This is a genomic window from Streptomyces sp. NPDC087901 (assembly GCF_044742205.1).
GTDB lineage: Bacteria > Actinomycetota > Actinomycetes > Streptomycetales > Streptomycetaceae > Streptomyces.
Map to the genome: position 1 here is coordinate 138,953 of NZ_JBIUUC010000017.1, position 15,081 is coordinate 154,033.

15 protein-coding genes are annotated in these 15,081 nt (G+C 72.7%); 7 read left to right on the top strand and 8 right to left on the bottom strand.

Translation table 11 applies throughout. The features are described 5' to 3' along the window. Window positions 1-136: 136 nt before the first annotated feature. On the bottom strand, window positions 137-1,528 hold the full coding sequence (locus ACIOEW_RS35785; protein WP_401969190.1) for an NAD(P)/FAD-dependent oxidoreductase: 1,392 nt from the start codon (window positions 1,526-1,528) through the stop codon (window positions 137-139). A 47-nt stretch (window positions 1,529-1,575) separates the two neighbouring features. After that, window positions 1,576-2,250 (bottom strand): rhomboid-like protein, encoded by a 675-nt coding sequence (locus tag ACIOEW_RS35790; RefSeq protein WP_401969251.1) that lies wholly within the window; start codon window positions 2,248-2,250, stop codon window positions 1,576-1,578. A gap of 33 nt (window positions 2,251-2,283) precedes the next feature. On the opposite strand from ACIOEW_RS35790, the gene ACIOEW_RS35795 reads away from it, so the two are divergent. Both ACIOEW_RS35795 and ACIOEW_RS35800 read left to right on the top strand, forming a co-directional pair. Next, complete coding sequence (locus ACIOEW_RS35795; RefSeq protein WP_401969192.1) at window positions 2,284-3,186, top strand: aminoglycoside phosphotransferase family protein; 903 nt, start codon at window positions 2,284-2,286, stop codon at window positions 3,184-3,186. A gap of 31 nt (window positions 3,187-3,217) precedes the next feature. Continuing rightward, window positions 3,218-3,691 carry a GNAT family N-acetyltransferase gene (locus tag ACIOEW_RS35800; RefSeq protein ID WP_362556024.1) on the top strand — a complete coding sequence of 158 codons (474 nt, stop codon included), beginning with the start codon at window positions 3,218-3,220 and terminating at the stop codon, window positions 3,689-3,691. A 10-nt stretch (window positions 3,692-3,701) separates the two neighbouring features. Here ACIOEW_RS35800 and ACIOEW_RS35805 read toward each other — a convergent pair whose 3' ends face one another. Together ACIOEW_RS35805 and ACIOEW_RS35810 are read right to left on the bottom strand one after the other, a co-directional pair. Then, window positions 3,702-4,703: a zinc-binding dehydrogenase gene (locus ACIOEW_RS35805; RefSeq protein WP_401969195.1), complete on the bottom strand. Its 1,002-nt coding sequence runs from the start codon at window positions 4,701-4,703 to the stop codon at window positions 3,702-3,704. A gap of 48 nt (window positions 4,704-4,751) precedes the next feature. Further along, the gene (locus ACIOEW_RS35810; protein ID WP_401969197.1) at window positions 4,752-5,951 is read right to left on the bottom strand and encodes an NAD(P)-binding protein; all 1,200 of its coding nucleotides are present in this window, start codon (window positions 5,949-5,951) and stop codon (window positions 4,752-4,754) included. A gap of 114 nt (window positions 5,952-6,065) precedes the next feature. On the opposite strand from ACIOEW_RS35810, the gene ACIOEW_RS35815 reads away from it, so the two are divergent. Continuing rightward, window positions 6,066-6,767, top strand: coding sequence for a pentapeptide repeat-containing protein (locus ACIOEW_RS35815; protein ID WP_362556018.1), 702 nt, complete (start codon window positions 6,066-6,068; stop codon window positions 6,765-6,767). 37 nt (window positions 6,768-6,804) lie between these two features. Here the strand turns inward: ACIOEW_RS35815 and ACIOEW_RS35820 are convergent, their stop codons facing one another. From ACIOEW_RS35820 to ACIOEW_RS35830, 3 genes are all read right to left on the bottom strand, one after another. After that, on the bottom strand, window positions 6,805-7,302 hold the full coding sequence (locus ACIOEW_RS35820) for a hypothetical protein (RefSeq protein WP_350994493.1): 498 nt from the start codon (window positions 7,300-7,302) through the stop codon (window positions 6,805-6,807). A 108-nt stretch (window positions 7,303-7,410) separates the two neighbouring features. Next, window positions 7,411-8,049 (bottom strand): response regulator, encoded by a 639-nt coding sequence (locus tag ACIOEW_RS35825; protein ID WP_401969201.1) that lies wholly within the window; start codon window positions 8,047-8,049, stop codon window positions 7,411-7,413. Next, the gene (locus tag ACIOEW_RS35830) at window positions 8,046-9,356 is read right to left on the bottom strand and encodes a sensor histidine kinase (protein WP_401969202.1); all 1,311 of its coding nucleotides are present in this window, start codon (window positions 9,354-9,356) and stop codon (window positions 8,046-8,048) included. The genes ACIOEW_RS35825 and ACIOEW_RS35830 overlap by 4 nt, the downstream gene beginning before the upstream one ends. Window positions 9,357-9,527: 171 nt before the next feature. Here ACIOEW_RS35830 and ACIOEW_RS35835 point away from each other — a divergent pair, with 171 nt between their 5' ends. The 4 genes from ACIOEW_RS35835 (at window position 9,528) to ACIOEW_RS35850 (ending at window position 13,398) form a co-directional block, all read left to right on the top strand. After that, entirely contained in the window at window positions 9,528-10,085 is a 558-nt protein-coding gene (locus ACIOEW_RS35835) for a heme-binding protein (protein WP_362556012.1), read from the top strand. Between the two features lie 33 nt (window positions 10,086-10,118). After that, entirely contained in the window at window positions 10,119-10,778 is a 660-nt protein-coding gene (locus ACIOEW_RS35840) for an ankyrin repeat domain-containing protein (RefSeq protein ID WP_401969204.1), read from the top strand. Continuing rightward, complete coding sequence (locus tag ACIOEW_RS35845) at window positions 10,775-11,902, top strand: YncE family protein (protein ID WP_401969207.1); 1,128 nt, start codon at window positions 10,775-10,777, stop codon at window positions 11,900-11,902. Before ACIOEW_RS35840 ends, ACIOEW_RS35845 begins: the two co-directional genes overlap by 4 nt. 68 nt (window positions 11,903-11,970) lie before the next feature. Then, complete coding sequence (locus ACIOEW_RS35850; RefSeq protein WP_401969209.1) at window positions 11,971-13,398, top strand: M1 family metallopeptidase; 1,428 nt, start codon at window positions 11,971-11,973, stop codon at window positions 13,396-13,398. A gap of 36 nt (window positions 13,399-13,434) precedes the next feature. On the opposite strand, the gene ACIOEW_RS35855 is transcribed toward ACIOEW_RS35850, so the two are convergent. Further along, window positions 13,435-15,018 carry a M4 family metallopeptidase gene (locus tag ACIOEW_RS35855; protein ID WP_362556004.1) on the bottom strand — a complete coding sequence of 528 codons (1,584 nt, stop codon included), beginning with the start codon at window positions 15,016-15,018 and terminating at the stop codon, window positions 13,435-13,437. Window positions 15,019-15,081: the final 63 nt, after the last annotated feature.

The following is a 15,081-nucleotide window of genomic DNA, read 5'->3' on the forward strand; positions in this document are numbered from 1 at the left end:
GAGAAGGGCTCCTGCTACCCAGCATGGGCGGCGGACGGGAGGCCCGCGAGTGGTCACGGACGTGGGCGCCGAGGCTGTGACGGCCGGGGCGCGGGACGGGTACGTCCGGGGCGCCCCTTCTCGTGCCCGGTGCCGCTCACCCCCGCCCCGAGAGACGGTCCGCGATCTTCGCGATCGGGTCCGTGCCGGGGCGCGGTGAGGTGAGTTCGCGGCGGTCGGCCGTGCGGTAGGCGGCGTACAGGGTGTGGACGCCGAGCCAGCGCAGGGGTTCCGGTTCCCAGCGGCGGACGCGGTGGTTGACCCAGGGGAGGGCGGTGAGTTCGGTGGGGCCGGACTGGCCGGAGTCCTGCTGGATGAGGTCGCGCAGGGTGCGGGCTGCGAGGTTGGTCGTGGCGACGCCGGAGCCGACGTAGCCGCCGGCCCAGCCGAGGCCGGTGGAGCGGTCGAGGGTGACGGTGGCGCACCAGTCGCGGGGGACGCCGAGGACGCCGGACCAGGCGTGGGCGATACGGGTGCCTGCGGTGGTGGGGAAGAGGCGGATCAGGAGTTCGCGCAGGGCCTCGATGGTGGCGGGCTGGGTGCGGCCGTCATTGTCGGTGGCGGAGCCGTAGCGGTACGGGACGCCGCGGCCGCCGAGTGCGATGCGGTCGTCGGCGGTGCGCTGGGCGTACATGTATGCGTGGGCCATGTCGCCGAGGGTTTCGCGGCCGTCCCAGCCGATGGTGTCCCAGACGGAGGCGGGGAGGGGCTCGGTGACGATCATCGAGGAGTTCATCGGGAGCCAGGTGCGCTTCTGGCCCTTGAGGCCGGCGGTGAAGCCCTCGGTGCAGCGCAGGACGTACGGGGCGCGGACGGTGCCGTAGGGGGTGACGGCGTGCTTGGGTCTGATCTCGGTGACGGGGGTCGATTCGTGGATCGTGACGCCGAGTGCTTCCACGGTGTCGGCGAGGCCGGTGACGAGTTTGGCGGGGTGCAGGCGGGCGCCGTGCGGGGTCCAGGTGGAGCCGACGGCGCCGTTGACGCGGATGCGTTCGGCGGTCTCGCGGGCGCCGTGCAGGGTGCGGTCCCTCTCGCCGAACGCGATCTCGACGGTGTGGAAGTCCTTGAGGCGGGCGAGCTGGGCCGGGGTGTAGGCCACTTCGAGGACGCCGCCCTGGTGGATGTCCGCGTCGATCTTCTCCTCGGCGGCGACGCGGATGACCTCGTCGACGGTGTCGTTCATCGCCCGCTGGAGACGGACGGCGGCGTCGTGGCCGTGGAGCTTCGCGTAGCGGTCGCGGCCGGCGATGCCGTTGTAGAGCCAGCCGCCGTTGCGTCCGGAGGCGCCGTATCCGCAGAACTTGGCTTCCAGGACGGTGATGTTGAGGAAGGGGACGGCCTTCTTGAGGTAGTAAGCCGTCCAGAGCCCCGTGTATCCGCCGCCGACGATGCAGACGTCGGCGGTGCTGTCGCCGGGCAGGGGTTCGCGGGGGATCGGGGTGCCCTGGTTCGCGTACCAGAAGGATATGCCGCCGTTGACGGTGTTCATGTTGCCCCTGCTTGTCCGGGTGGCTGCGTGGCTGTTGTGGCGGGACGTTACTGGGCGGGGGTGGGTTTCGTCTCGTCGTGGGTGCGTGTCAGCGGGTAGCAGGCGAGGCCGATGAGTGCGGCGGTGAAGTGGCCGACATCGGTGAACGTGGCGCCGGTGACCAGGGGGACGCCGTAGATGACGAGGACGGCGAAGAGGTAGACGTACCGCCAGGGGCGGACGACGTAGTAGGTGAGGACGGCGACGACACCGGCGAGGGCGTAACTGACGCCGACGTCGAGGGTGTTGGCGGCGGTCGCGGGTGCGTGGCCGTGCTGGATGGCCCAGGCCAGGACGCCTTCGCTGACGAGGGTGGCGAGGACGTGGGCGGTGGCGGCGACGGCGAGCCAGCGCATGGTGCCGAGGCGGCGTTCGGCGGGTGCGTGGAAGACGGTGTAGAGGACGGCGTAGGGGAGCCATTTTCCGCCGTCGATCCAGAAGGCGCTGCTGATGAGGACGCGGACGGGGTTCTGGGAGAGTTCGTGGATGTTGGTGGACCGCTGGCGGAGGAAGTCCTCCTCGAAGGCGGGAGACATCTGGTGGACGATGACCGTGGTGACGAAGAGGGCGGTCAGCCAGACGTAGGTGCCGGGGGCGCTGCGGATCCATGAGCCTGCGCTGCGGATCCACGCGGCGGGTGCGGGGCGGGGCCGTGTGGGCGGGGCGGGGTGGCTCGGGGTCATAGCCGATTGACGCACGCTCCTAGGATCGGCGGCGTGATTGACATTCCGGATGCGCTGATCGCCACACAGTCCACGTACAACGGTGAGGCGGGGCGGGCGTTTGTCGCCGCGTTGCCGGGGATGGCGGCGGATTTCCTGGAGCGGTGGGGGCTGCGGCCGGACGGCGGGTCGTTGCACGGGGTGTGTGCGCTGGTTCTTCCGGTGGTGCGGGTGGCGGACGGGCGCCGGGCGGCGTTGAAGTTGCAGCCGGTGGACGAGGAGACGGTGGGGGAGCCGGTCGCGCTGCGGGTGTGGGGTGAGGCGTCGGCGGGCGCGGTGGAGCTGCTGGAGCACGATGCGGCGACGGGGACGATGCTGCTGGAGCGGTTGGACGGGGAGCGTGCGTTGTCGGGGGTGGCGGACGCGCGGGAGGCGGTGCGGGTCGTTGCGGAGTTGCTGGCGGGGCTGACGGCGGTGCCGGTTCCGCAGGGATGCGGTCTGCGGGGGCTGGGGGACGTGGCGGCGCGGATGGCGGGAGCGGCGCCCGGGGTGGCGGGGGCGTTGGCGGACGAGGGGGAGCGGCGGCTGGTGCTGGACTGTGCGGCGGCGGTGCGGGAGGTGGCGGGGGAGCCGGGGGACCGGTTGCTGCACTGGGATCTGCATTTCGGCAATGTGCTGGCGGGGCGGGGCGCGCGCTGGGTGGCGATCGATCCGAAGCCGTTGGCCGGTGATCCGGGGTTCGAGTTGTTGCCCGCGCTGGCCGACCGGTTCGATGCGGCGGATGTGGTGTGGCGCTTCGATCTGCTGACGGGGGTGCTGGGACTGGACCGCGGGCGGGCGCGGGCGTGGACGCTGGGGCGGGTGCTGCAGAACGCGTGCTGGGACACGGAGGAGGGCGGGCGGCGGCTGGTGCCGGAGCACGCGGAGGTGGCGCGGCGGTTGCTGGGCCGGGGGTAGGAGGCGGGCCAGTGCTGTCTACGCTGCCCTCATGATTCGTACCGCTACCGCTGCCGACGTGCCCGCCATCCACGCGATGGTCCGTGAACTGGCCGATTACGAGAAGGCGCTGGACGAGGCGAGGGCCACCGAGGAGCAGTTGCGTGAGGCGCTGTTCGGTGAGCGGCCTGCCGCGTATGCGCACATCGCCGTGTCGGACGAGGACGGTGAGGTGGTCGGTTTCGCTCTGTGGTTCCTGAACTTCTCGACGTGGCGCGGGGTGCACGGGATCTATCTGGAGGATCTGTATGTGCGTCCCGACCGGCGCGGCGGCGGGTACGGGAAGGCGTTGCTGACGGAGTTGGCGCGGATCTGTGTGGAGCGTGGTTATGAGCGTCTGGAGTGGTCGGTGCTGGACTGGAATGCCCCGTCCATCGCTTTCTACGAGTCGCTGGGTGCTCGGCCGCAGGACGAGTGGACGGTGTACCGGCTGACGGACGGGGCGTTGGCGGAGCTCGGCCGCTGACGTTCTGCGGTCAGGGGATGAGGACGACTTTGCCGGTGGTGCCGCGGGTTTCGAGGGCGCGGTGGGCGGCGGCTGCTTCGGCGAGTGGGTAGCGCTGGACGGCGGGGCGCAGCCGTCCGGCTGCGGCTTCGGCGAGCGCGCGGGTCTCGAGGGCGCGCAGGCCGCCGCCCCGTTGGATCATGGCCGGTCCGAGGACGCTCTCGGACGTGATGGCGCGTGCGGCGAGTTCGTCGGCGGTGAAGGTGAGCGGGCCGCCGTCGCGGAGTCCGCCGCCGGACCAGCCGTAGACGACGTGGTGTCCGCCCCTGCCGAGGAGGCCGACGGCGGCGCGGGCAGTGGTGGAGCCGACGGAGTCGTACACGACGGTGGCGCGCCGGCCGAGGGCGTCGAGGTGCAGGCGGACGCGGCGCGGCCAGTCGGGGAGGGTGTAGTCGACGGCGAGGTCCGCCCCGTTGGCGTGGACGAGGGCGACCTTGGCGGGGCCGCCGGCGAGGCCGATGACGGTGGCTCCGGCGTTCTTGGCGTGCTGCACGAGCAGGGTGCCGATGCCGCCGGCGGCCGCGGTGACGAGGACGACGGAGTCCGGGCCGAGCGGGGTGAAGCCGAGGATGCCGAGGGTGGTGCGGCCGGTGCCGATCATGGCGACGGCTTCGGCGTGGCCGAGTCCTTCGGGTACGGGGTGGAGCTTGTCGGCGTCGGTGACGGTGAGTTCGGCGTAGCCGCCGGGGGCGGTGCCGATGTGGGCGACGACGTGCCGGCCGAGCCAGGTGGGGTCGGTGCCTTCGCCGAGTGATTCGACGGTGCCGGCGACTTCGCGGCCGGGGACGGTCGGCAGGGCCACGGGGGCGGGAAACGGTCCGGTCATGCCTTCGCGCAGGGCGGTGTCGAGGAGGTGGACGCCGGCGGCGCGTACGGCGATGCGGACTTGGCCGGGGCCGGGGACGGGGTCGTCGGTCCTCTCGTAGGTGAGGTTCTCTGCGGGGCCGAAGGTGTGGAGGCGGACGGCGTGCATGGCGGGCTCCCCGGGCGTGGGTCTCGGTGACCCCGCCACCCTCCTTCCTCAAGCGCCCTTGAGGTCAAGGGGTGTGGCGGACGGGGTGGGGTGTGCGGTGGAGCCGAGGGCGAGCAGGGCTGCTTCGATGCCGCTGGTGAAGGACACCTCGCTGAGGAGGCCGGGGGCGGCGACCTGGTCTCCGGCGAGGTAGATGCCGTTGCCGCGGTCGATGGCGGGGCGGTCGCGCCAGGTGGTGCCGGGGTGGTCGACGGCGCCGGTGCGGCCCGAGGCGAGGGCGTCGCGGCGCCATACGGTCCGGTCGCGCCAGCCGGGGAAGCCCAGGTCGAGGAGGTCCTCCGCGCGGGCGGTGCCGGTGGCCCGGGTCTCGTCGGGGGCGACGGGGAACTGGCCCTGGACGAGTTGCTCGCCGGCGGGGGCGAGGGTGCGGTCCTGGGCGGTGAAGCGTTCGATCCAGCCGGGGGCGTCGAGGTCGGAGACGGCGAACGCGTCGCCGCGGCGGGTGCGCAGGGCGAGGTCGACGAGGGCCGTGCGGCCGGAGGCCCAGGTCAGTGCGGGGTCGCCGAGGAGGGCGCGGGCGGCGTCGAGGGAGGTGGCGACGACGACGGGGCCGGTGCGGGCGAGGGTGTCGAGGGCGGCGGTGTCGATACGGGACGCGGTCTCGATGCGGACGCTGAGGTTCCAGGCGCGGGATGCCATCCGGTCGATGATCCGGTCCCAGCCGCCGACGGGGTAGCGGGCCTCGGGCGGCAGGGCGCCTGCGCGGCGGAGGCGTTCCTGGACGAAGGCGGCGGAGAGGCTGCCGGGGTCGTGGTGGTAGAGCGCGACGGCGGCGTAGTGCGCGGCGGCGCGGGCGCCTTCCTCGCCGATCTGTGCGGCGGCCCAGGTGTGGAAGTCGGTGTCGACGGGGGCATGGGTGGCGTTGCGGCGGCTGAGGCGCAGGACGGCGAGGGGCGGGGTGCGGCGCAGGGTGCCGTGGTGGCGGAAGCGGAGCCGGGTGGCTTCGAGGGGTGGCACGGTGACGGTGGGGCCGAGGAGGTTGCGCCGGTCGAGCCACGTCCAGTGGGGGCCGTGGCGGTAGAGGGCGTGCGGGCCGTCGTTGGTGCGGTAGGGGCCCTCGGCGGTCCTGGCCCGGCCGCCGAGGGTGTGGTGGGCCTCGTGGATGGTCACCAGGGCGCCGGACTCGGCTGCGGTGATGGCTGCGGTGAATCCGGCGAGGCCGCCGCCGACGACGTGGATGCGCTGCATGGTCCCGGTCTCCTTCGTCTTCGCTGAAGGTGTGTCTGGTCATGGGACGGGCGGCGGGGCCGGGGTGTGACATCGGCGGCGGGCGTTGTCAGTGGTGTGCGTCACGATGGGGGCATGGTGCGCAGCGGCGGTAGTGGTGGCGGTACGGGCAGGGGCGGCAAGGGCGGGGTCGCCGAGGCGCGGCGGCCGGAGGTGCGGTTGCCGCCGTTGGTGGCGTACGAGGGCGGCGGGCTGGAGCCGGACGGGGACTACGACAGCGTGCGGTTCGACTCCGTGGACCTGGCGGACGAGTCCGGTCCTGGTGCGCGTTTCATGGACTGCGCTCTCGACGGCTGCGCCCTGGACCGTACGGAGCTGGTCAGGGCCAGGTTCATCGACTCGGTGCTGACGGGGGTACGGGGCGTGGGCACCGATCTCGCGGGGGTGTCGTTGCGGGACGTGGAGATCGTGGACGCGCGCCTGGGCGGGGTGCAGATGCACGGTGCGGTGCTGGAGCGGGTGCTGATCAGGGGCGGGAAGATCGACTACCTGAATCTGCGGAAGGCCCGGCTGAAGGACGTGGTGTTCGAGGGGTGCGTGCTGTCGGAGCCGGATTTCGGGGATGCGCAGCTGACCCGGGTGGAGTTCCGGGACTGTGTGCTCAAGCGGGCCGATTTCAGCGCGGCGCGGATGGAGTCGGTGGATCTGCGGACGGTCGCGGAGCTGGACATCGCGCGGGGCGTGGAGCGGCTGGCCGGTGCGGTGATCAGCCCGGTGCAGCTGATGGAGCTGGCTCCGGCGTTCGCGGCGCAGATCGGGGTGCGGGTGGAGGCGTGACGCGGCCGCCCCGAGCGCCCCGGGGGGCGGGCTCCGGTCAGAGGCGGGGGAAGCGGGCCTGGAGGTCCCAGATCGTGGGGTTGTCGGCGAGCCCCTCGTGCATGTCGGCGAGGTCGGCGATCAGGTCGTGCAGGAAGTCGCGGGCCTCGCGGCGCAGCAGGGAGTGGCTGAAGGTGAGCGGTGCTTCCTCGGCGGGCATCCAGTCGGCCTCGACGTCGACCCAGCCGAAGCGGCGCTCGAAGAGCATGCGGTCGGAGGACTCGGTGAAGTCGAGTTCGGCGAACTGGCGGCGGTGCGAGCGGTTGCCGCGGGGGTCCTGGTCGACCTGTTCGACGATGTCGCACAGGGCCCAGGCGAAGTCGAGTACCGGCACCCATCCCCAGGCTGTGGATACTTCGCGGTCCTCCTTGGTGTCCGCGAGGTAGACGTCCCCGGAGAACAGATCGTGGCGCAGGGCGTGGACGTCCGCTCGGCGGTAGTCGGTCTGCGGGGGATCGGGGAAGCGTCGGGAGAGGGAGTAGCCGATGTCGAGCACGGTTCGATGGTGTCATGCCCGGCGTGCCGGTCCCGCCCCGGAGGATGTGGGGGCCGAGGTACGCAGGTTTCTCAGGGCGGGAGTCGTTGCTCCTTGGCCACAGGGTTCTCAGGGCAGGAGTCGTTGCTCCTTGGCCACGGAGACGGCGCCGGCGCGGGTGTCGACGCCGAGCTTGTCGTAGATGCGGCCCAGGTGGGTCTTGACGGTGGCCTCGCTGATGAAGAGGGCACGAGCGATGTCGCGGTTGCCGAGGCCCTGGGAGAGCTGGCCCAGGATGTCGCGTTCGCGGTCGGTGAGGGTGGGCTGCGGTGCGCGCATGCGGGCCATGACGCGGCTGGCGACGGGCGGGGACAGGGTGGTGCGGCCCTCGGCGGCGGAGCGGATCGCGGCGAAGAGCTCCTCGGGGCGTTCGGCCTTCAGCAGGTAGCCGGTGGCGCCCGCCTCGATGGCACGCGTGATGTCGGCGTCGGTGTCGTACGTGGTGAGGACGAGGACGTGGGCGTCGTCGGTGGCGGCCACGATGCGGCGGGTCGCCTCGACGCCGTCGATGCCCTTGCCCAGCTGGAGGTCCATCAGGACGACGTCGGGGGTCAGCCTGGCGGCCAGGGCGACGGCTTCCTCGCCGCTGCCGGCCTCGCCGACGACCTGGATGTCGGGTTCGCTGCCGAGGAGGGCGAGGAGCCCGGCGCGTACGACCGCGTGGTCGTCGCAGAGCAGGATCCGGATGGTCGGGTGCGCGGCGGTCATGCGGGGTCCTGTGGGGTGAGGGGGCCGGCGGGGCGGGCGGGTGCGTCGGTGAGGGGCACGGCGGCGGTCACCACGGTGCCCTCGCCGGGTGCGGATTCGATGGTCAGGGTGCCGCCGAGCTGCCGGAGCCGGGCGCGCATCGCGGGCAGTCCGTGGCCGCGCACCCCGCCCGGCGGTCCGGTGCCGGTGGCGGGGGTGAAGCCGTGGCCGTTGTCGGCGATGTCGAGGACGGTCCGGTCGTCGAGGTGGGTGAGGGTCAGGGCGGCCTCGGTGGCGCCCGCGTGCTCGGTCACGTTGGCCAGGGCGCCCTGGGCGATCCGCAGCAGTGCGGACTGCACGCGGTCGGGCAGGGCGGAGTGCGGTGTGCCCTCGACGTGGCAGCGGACGGTGAGCCTGCCCTCGGCCTGTGCGGTCTCGCGGGCGGCGAGGGCGTTCAGCGCCGCCTCCAGGCCGCCGCCCTCGGCGAGGTCGGCGGGGGCCAGGTCGTGGACGAAGCGGCGGGCCTCGGCGAGGTTGCGCTCGGCGATACCGGTGGCGGTACGGACATGGCGGCGGGCCGTCGCCGGGTCGGCGTCCCAGGTGCGGTCGGCGGCCTGGAGCAGCATCTGCTGGCTGGACAGGCCCTGGGCCAGGGTGTCGTGGATCTCCATCGAGAGCCGTTGGCGTTCGGCGAGGGTGCCTTCGCGCCGTTCGGTGGCGGCCAGCTCGCGGCGGGTGCGGAGCAGGTCGTCGATGAGTTCGGCCTGGCGTTCCGCCTGGCGCTGCATATGGACGAAGACGGCGGTCGCGACGGCGGCCACGGCAGGCGGGGCGAGGACCAGGTTCGGGTCGAAGCCGTCGGCCAGCCGCAGTTGTGCGGCGACGACGAACAGCGTCAGCAGGGCGACGAGCGCGAGCGCGGCACGCGGCGGCAGGATGCGCAGCCCGGTGTAGAAGAGCGGTACCGCACACCAGGCGAAGCTCGGCGCGAGGACGACCAGCACCATCCACACGGCGACCAGCGCCCCGAGCCAGACGAGGCTCCGCGGCGTCGGCCGGGAGCCGAGGACCGGGCCGAGCACGTACAGAACGGCCAGGGCGACGGACAGGCCGATGATCCAAGGGGTGCGCGCCTCGCCCGGGTGCCGCAGCAGGAACCGGGTCAGCGAGGCGCCCAGCAGCAGGAAGAACGCGGCGTGCATGAGCAGGGCCAGAGCGCGGGTGCCGGGGGCGTCGGCCGGGCCGGCGCCCCGTACGGACCGGCTTCGCTGCTCCACCTGCCACCCCCCTGCTCCCGACCGTGGCCCGCTGCTGACCTGCGCGGACATTCCATCGTCACCCCGAACGGTCACCTTCGCATCAACCGATCGGCCGATGGGGCCCTCAGCCGTCCCGCGCGCGGCGTCGAGCCGGTACGACGACCGTGCGGGCCCGGAACCGGCCCAAGGATGGAACACAGAACGCAGGAACCACGCACTGCCACCGCTGAGGAGCTCACCATGAAGAAGATGTCGCTGCGCACCCGTGTCCTGACCGGTGCCGTCGCCGCCGCCGCCCTCGGGGCCGGCACCTTCGGCGCCATGTCCGCGAACGCCTCCACCCCGGCCGCCGCGCCCGCCACCACCGTCAAGGCCGACACCGCGAACCGGAACCTCCAGCAGTCCACGCACCTGACCGTGGACGCCGCGTCGAAGGCCGCGCAGGCCGCACTCGACGCAGCGGAGAAGGAGAACCAGCGCGTCGCAGTCTCCGTCGTCGACCGCAACGGCAACACCATCCTGACGCTGCGCGGCGACGGCTCCGGCCCGCAGGCGTACGAGTCGGCCGAGAAGAAGGCGTACACCGCCGTGTCGTGGAACGCCCCCACCTCCGAGCTGGCCGGGCGGCTCGCCCAGGCCCCGAACCTCAAGGACATCCCTGGCACCCTGTTCCTCGCGGGGGGTGCCCCGGTGCAGGTCAAGGGTGCTCCGGTCGCGGGCATCGGCGTGGCCGGCGCACCCAGCGGCGACCTCGACGAGAAGTTCGCCCGGGCCGGCGTCGCCGCCCTCGCGAAGTAGCCGAGCAGTCGCACCGACCCACGGGAGACGGACATGAACGCCCTCGATCAGCAGCTGCTCGACGCCGCACGCACCGGCGAAACCGATTCCGTGCGGTCCGCGGTCGCGGGCGGCGCCCGGGTGGACGCCCGCGACGAGAAGCTGCGCACCCCGCTGCTCCTGGCCGTCCACGGCGGCCATGCGGAGGCCGCGCGGCTGCTCGTCGAGGCGGGCGCGGACCCCGACGCGCAGGACAGCCGCGAGGAGAGCCCCTGGCTGGCCACGGGTGTCACGGGCAGCGTCGAGATGCTTCACGTCCTGCTGCCCGCCGGCCCGGACCTGAAGCTCCGCAACAGGTTCGGCGGCATCGCGCTGATCCCGGCGAGCGAGCGGGGACACGTCGCCTACGTACGGGAGCTGCTCCGGCTCACCGACATCGACGTCGACCACGTCAACCGGCTGGGCTGGACGGCCCTGCTGGAAGCGGTGATCCTCGGTGACGGCGGCCGGGCGCACCAGGAGATCGTCGAACTGCTGCTGGCCGCCGGGGCGACGCCGGGGCTCCCGGACGGCGACGGTGTGACGGCTCTCGCGCACGCGGAGCGCCGCGGCTTCGCGGAGATCGCGGCGCTGCTGCGGAGCGCGCGGGACGCCTCGGACGCCCCGGATCCCTCGGACCCGCGGGACGCCCCGGGCACCCCGGACACCCGGTGACAGCCCGCCGCGCGGCGTCGGTGCTCGCGGCGCTGGCCGCCGCGGCGGTGCTCGCCGGCTGCGCCGGGGAGGCCACGGGCACGCCGGACGGGAGCGCGGCGACGAAGAGCCCGGCGGGCACCCCGTCCGCGCAGGCCCCCGCCGGGACCACCCCCGACGGCACGCTGCTCGTCGCCGACTTCGGCGGTGACACCGTGACGTTCGTCGATCCGGAGCGCGGCGCCTTCGACCGGGTCGAGGTCGGCACCGCGCCCTACGGTCTGGTGGTCGGGGCGGACGGCCGGGCCTGGGTGGCCACCGCCGAGGGCGTCGCCGTCGTCGACACGAAGTCCCGCACCCGGCAGGCCCGCATCCCGTACGAGACGGAGACCGGCCCCGTCGCCACGGGCGAGTACCGCGGCGGGGGCATGGGCATCGCCCTCGCCCCCGACGGCCGGCACGTCTACGTCGGCGTCAACCTGCCCGAAGCCGACGGGGTGCTGGAGGTGATCGACACGGATTCCCGTGAGGTCACCGGCACCGTCCCGGTCGGCCGCCGCCCCTTCGACGTGGACGTCTCGCGCGACGGCGCGGAGGTGTACGCCACCGGCCACGACTCCTTCGACGTGACGTCCGTCCGTACGGACACGCTGCGCACCCGGCGCATGGAGGTGGCCCCGTACGGCACCGAGGGCGGCCTCGGCTCCTGGCTGAAGCCGCACTACGCGGTCGTCCGCCCCGGGGACGGGAAGCTGCTGCTGCCGTTCGAGGGCGAGCGGCTGGCCGTGCTCGATCCGCGCACCGGCAGGGTCGTCGTCGAGCCGATGACGGCCGGCACCCACCAGCACGGAGCCACCCTGGCCCCCGACGGCACGCTGCTCGTCGTCGGCACCGGCCCGGTCGCATCGGACGACGAGGACGCGTCGCTGACCGTGCGCAGGCCGGACGGCACCGAGCGCGTCATCGGGCTGGACGGTCCGCACGAGGACGTGGCGGTGTCGCGGGACGGCCGCACGGCGTACGTCACCGGCGGCTTCACCCGGGACGGCTACTGGAACGGCATCACCGTCGTGGACCTGGCCGGGAAGACGGCCCCGGTCCGGCTGGCGGCGGGGGAGCGGCCGCTGGGCATCGCGGTGCTCTGAAGGGCGGGAGGTACGGGGCGGTCGGGTCTGCCCCCGTACCCCGGCACTCCGCACTTAGGATCACCGGTGTGGATCAGCGACCTCCGGCACACACACCCCGCAGGGCAGGGGCCGCCGCACTGCTGCTCGCCCTCGCCGTCCTCGCCCCCGCCTGCACTGCCGGGACCGGCGGGGTGGAGGGCAGGCCGGGTGCCTCCGGTGTGCGCGACCCGTACTTCCCGAAGCTCGGCAACGGCGGCTACGACGTCACGCACTACGACCTCACGCTCGACGTCGACCCGGACGGGCAGACGCTGCGCGGGACCGTCGAGATCACCGCGCGGGCCACTCAGGACCTGAGCTCGTTCAACCTCGACCTCGCCGGTCTGACCGTGGACTCGGCGACGGTGGAGGGGCGTCCGGCCGCCGTCAACCGGGCGGGCGACGAGCTGACGCTGCGTACGGACGCGAAGGTCGAGGACCGGCTCCACAAGGGTGAGACGTTCCGTACCGTCGTTCACTACTCCGGCTCCCCGCGGACCATCACTGACGCGGACGACTCCGAGGAGGGCTGGCTGCCGACCGACGACGGCGCGCTCGCCCTCGGTGAGCCGACGGGCTCGATGGCGTGGTTCCCGGGCAATCACCACCCGAGCGACAAGGCCTCGTACGACCTGAAGGTCACCGTCCCCAAGGGGCTGACGGCGGTCTCCAACGGGGTGCCGGCAGGTCCCGCGACGACGGCGGGAGACCGCACCACGTACCGCTGGCACACCGCCGAACCGATGGCGAGCTACCTCGCGACCCTGGCCGTCGGCCGGTTCACCACGAAGACGTCCACGATGGCGGGCGGCATCACGGTGTTCACCGCCGTGGACCCGGAGTCGGCGAAGGCGAGCGCGCGGACGCTGGCCCGGGTCCCCGAGGTGGTGGCGTGGGAGGCGGAGCACTTCGGCCCGTACCCGTTCTCGGCGACGGGCGCGATCGTCGAGCGCGAGGGGGACGCCGGCTACGCGCTGGAGACGCAGAACCGGCCGTTCTTCCCCGGCCCGCCGAGTGTCGGGCTGCTCGTCCACGAGATGGCGCACCAGTGGTTCGGCGACTCGGTCACGCCCGAGACCTGGCGTGACATGTGGCTCAACGAGGGCCTGGCGACGTACGCGGAGTGGCTGTGGGAGGAGGAGAAGGAGGACACCCCGGCCCAGGACTCCTTCGACGAGGCCTACGAGGACAAGGACAACTGGGCGTTCCCGCCCGCCGATCCGCCGACCGCCGCGGACATCTCCGCGCAGCCTGTGTACGGGCGCGGAGCCATGGTGATCCACAAGATCCGCGAGGTGGTCGACGACGACGAAAAGTTCTTCGCGTTGCTCACCGGCTGGACGAAGGCCCACCGGCACGGCAACGCCTCGACGAAGGACTTCACCTCCTACGTGGAGAAGGCGACCGGGGAGGATCTGTCGGAGCTGTGGAAGGACTGGCTGTACGGCAGGAGCCGGCCCGCCGCGGACGGCTGACCGGCTCCTGGGGCAACACGGTGGTGGCGGGCCCGCCTACTTCACGTTGACGCCGGTCCAGGCGGCGCTGACCGAGGCGAGCTCGGCGCTGTCCGCCCCGTACAGGTCGGTCGCCGCCTTCTCGGTCGCGACGCGGGCGGCCGCGTAGTCGGTGGTCGACGTCATGTACTCGGAGAGGGCCTTGTACCAGATCTGGACGGCCTTGTCCCGGCCGATGCCGGTGACGGTGGAGCCGTCGGAGGTCGGGGAGTCGTAGTCGACGCCGTTGATGGTCTTCGCGCCGCTGCCCTCGGCCAGCAGGTAGAAGAAGTGGTTGGCGACACCGGACGAGTAGTGCACGTCCTGGTCACCGACGCTGCTGTCCCAGTAGTCGGCCGAGCCGCCGTCCTTGCTGGGCTCGTCCATGTAGCGCAGCGGGGTGCCGTCACCGTTGATGTCGATCTTCTCGCCGATGAGGTAGTCGCCGACGTCGGTGGCGTTGTCGGCGAAGAACTCCACGGACGTGCCGAAGATGTCGCTGGTCGCCTCGTTGAGGCCGCCGGACTCTCCGGCGTAGTCGAGGTTGGCGGTGGCGGCGGTCAGGCCGTGGCTCATCTCGTGGCCGGCGACGTCGAGGCCGGTGAGGGCGCTCTTGTTGTCGGCGCCGTCGCCGTAGGTCATGCAGAAGCAGCTGTCGTCCCAGAACGCGTTGACGTACGCGTCGCCGTAGTGGACCCGGGAGTAGGCGGCCTTGCCGTCACCGGCGATGCCGTCGCGGCCGAGGGCCGACTTGTAGAAGTCCCAGGTCATCGCGGCGCCGTAGTGGGCGTCGACCGCGGCGGTCTGGCGGTCGTTGCCGGTGCCGTCGCCCCAGGTGTCGTCGTCGTCGGTGACGAGGTCGCCGGTGCCGCTCTCGCCCTGGTTGAGGTCGTACGTCTTGTGGCCGCCGCGGTCGCCGTCGGTCAGTTCGAAGCCGGAACCGGAGGCGGTGGTGGAGAGGTCGACCGTGCCGCTGTACTGGCTGTTGCCGACGCCGGCCGTCTCGACGGCCTCGTAGCTGTGCAGCTGCTTGCCGGTGGTGGCGTCCGTGATGATGTGCAGCCGGCTCGGGGTGCCGTCCTTCTGCACGCCGGTCTTCACGGTCTCGAAGGCGAGGACGGGCGTGGAGCCGCGCGCCCAGATCACCTTGCGGGCGCTCGCCACCGTCTTGATCTTCGCCGTCGTGGACGGCACGGAAATGCGGGCCTTCGTCGCCTTGGTGACGCTCTTGAGCTTGCCGCTGCTCGCGGTGTGGGTGACGAGGTCGCCGCCGAGGACGGGCAGTCCGGCGTAGGTGCGCTCGTAGCGGGTGTGGACCGTGCCGTTGGCGTCCTTGATCACGTCACGGACGATCAGCTTCTCCTGCGTGCCGAGCCCCAGCGAGCCGGCGGCCGAAGTGGCCTCGGTCTGGGCCGACTTGATGGCACTCGTGCGGGCGGAGGCGCTGTTGAAGGCGGGCGAGGCGGTGCGGGGAGAAGCGGAGGGACCGTCGCCCGAGGTGCTCGGGTCGGCGTTCGCCGCACCGGTCTGCACTCCGACGACGACCATCGCGGCCACGGCGGCCAGGGCTGCGGCGCGACGGGTGTTCATGTGGGGGGTCATGCGTTCTCCGTTGCTCGTTCCGTGGGGGGTTACGAGCGGAGAGCGTGCCACCGAATGACCGGC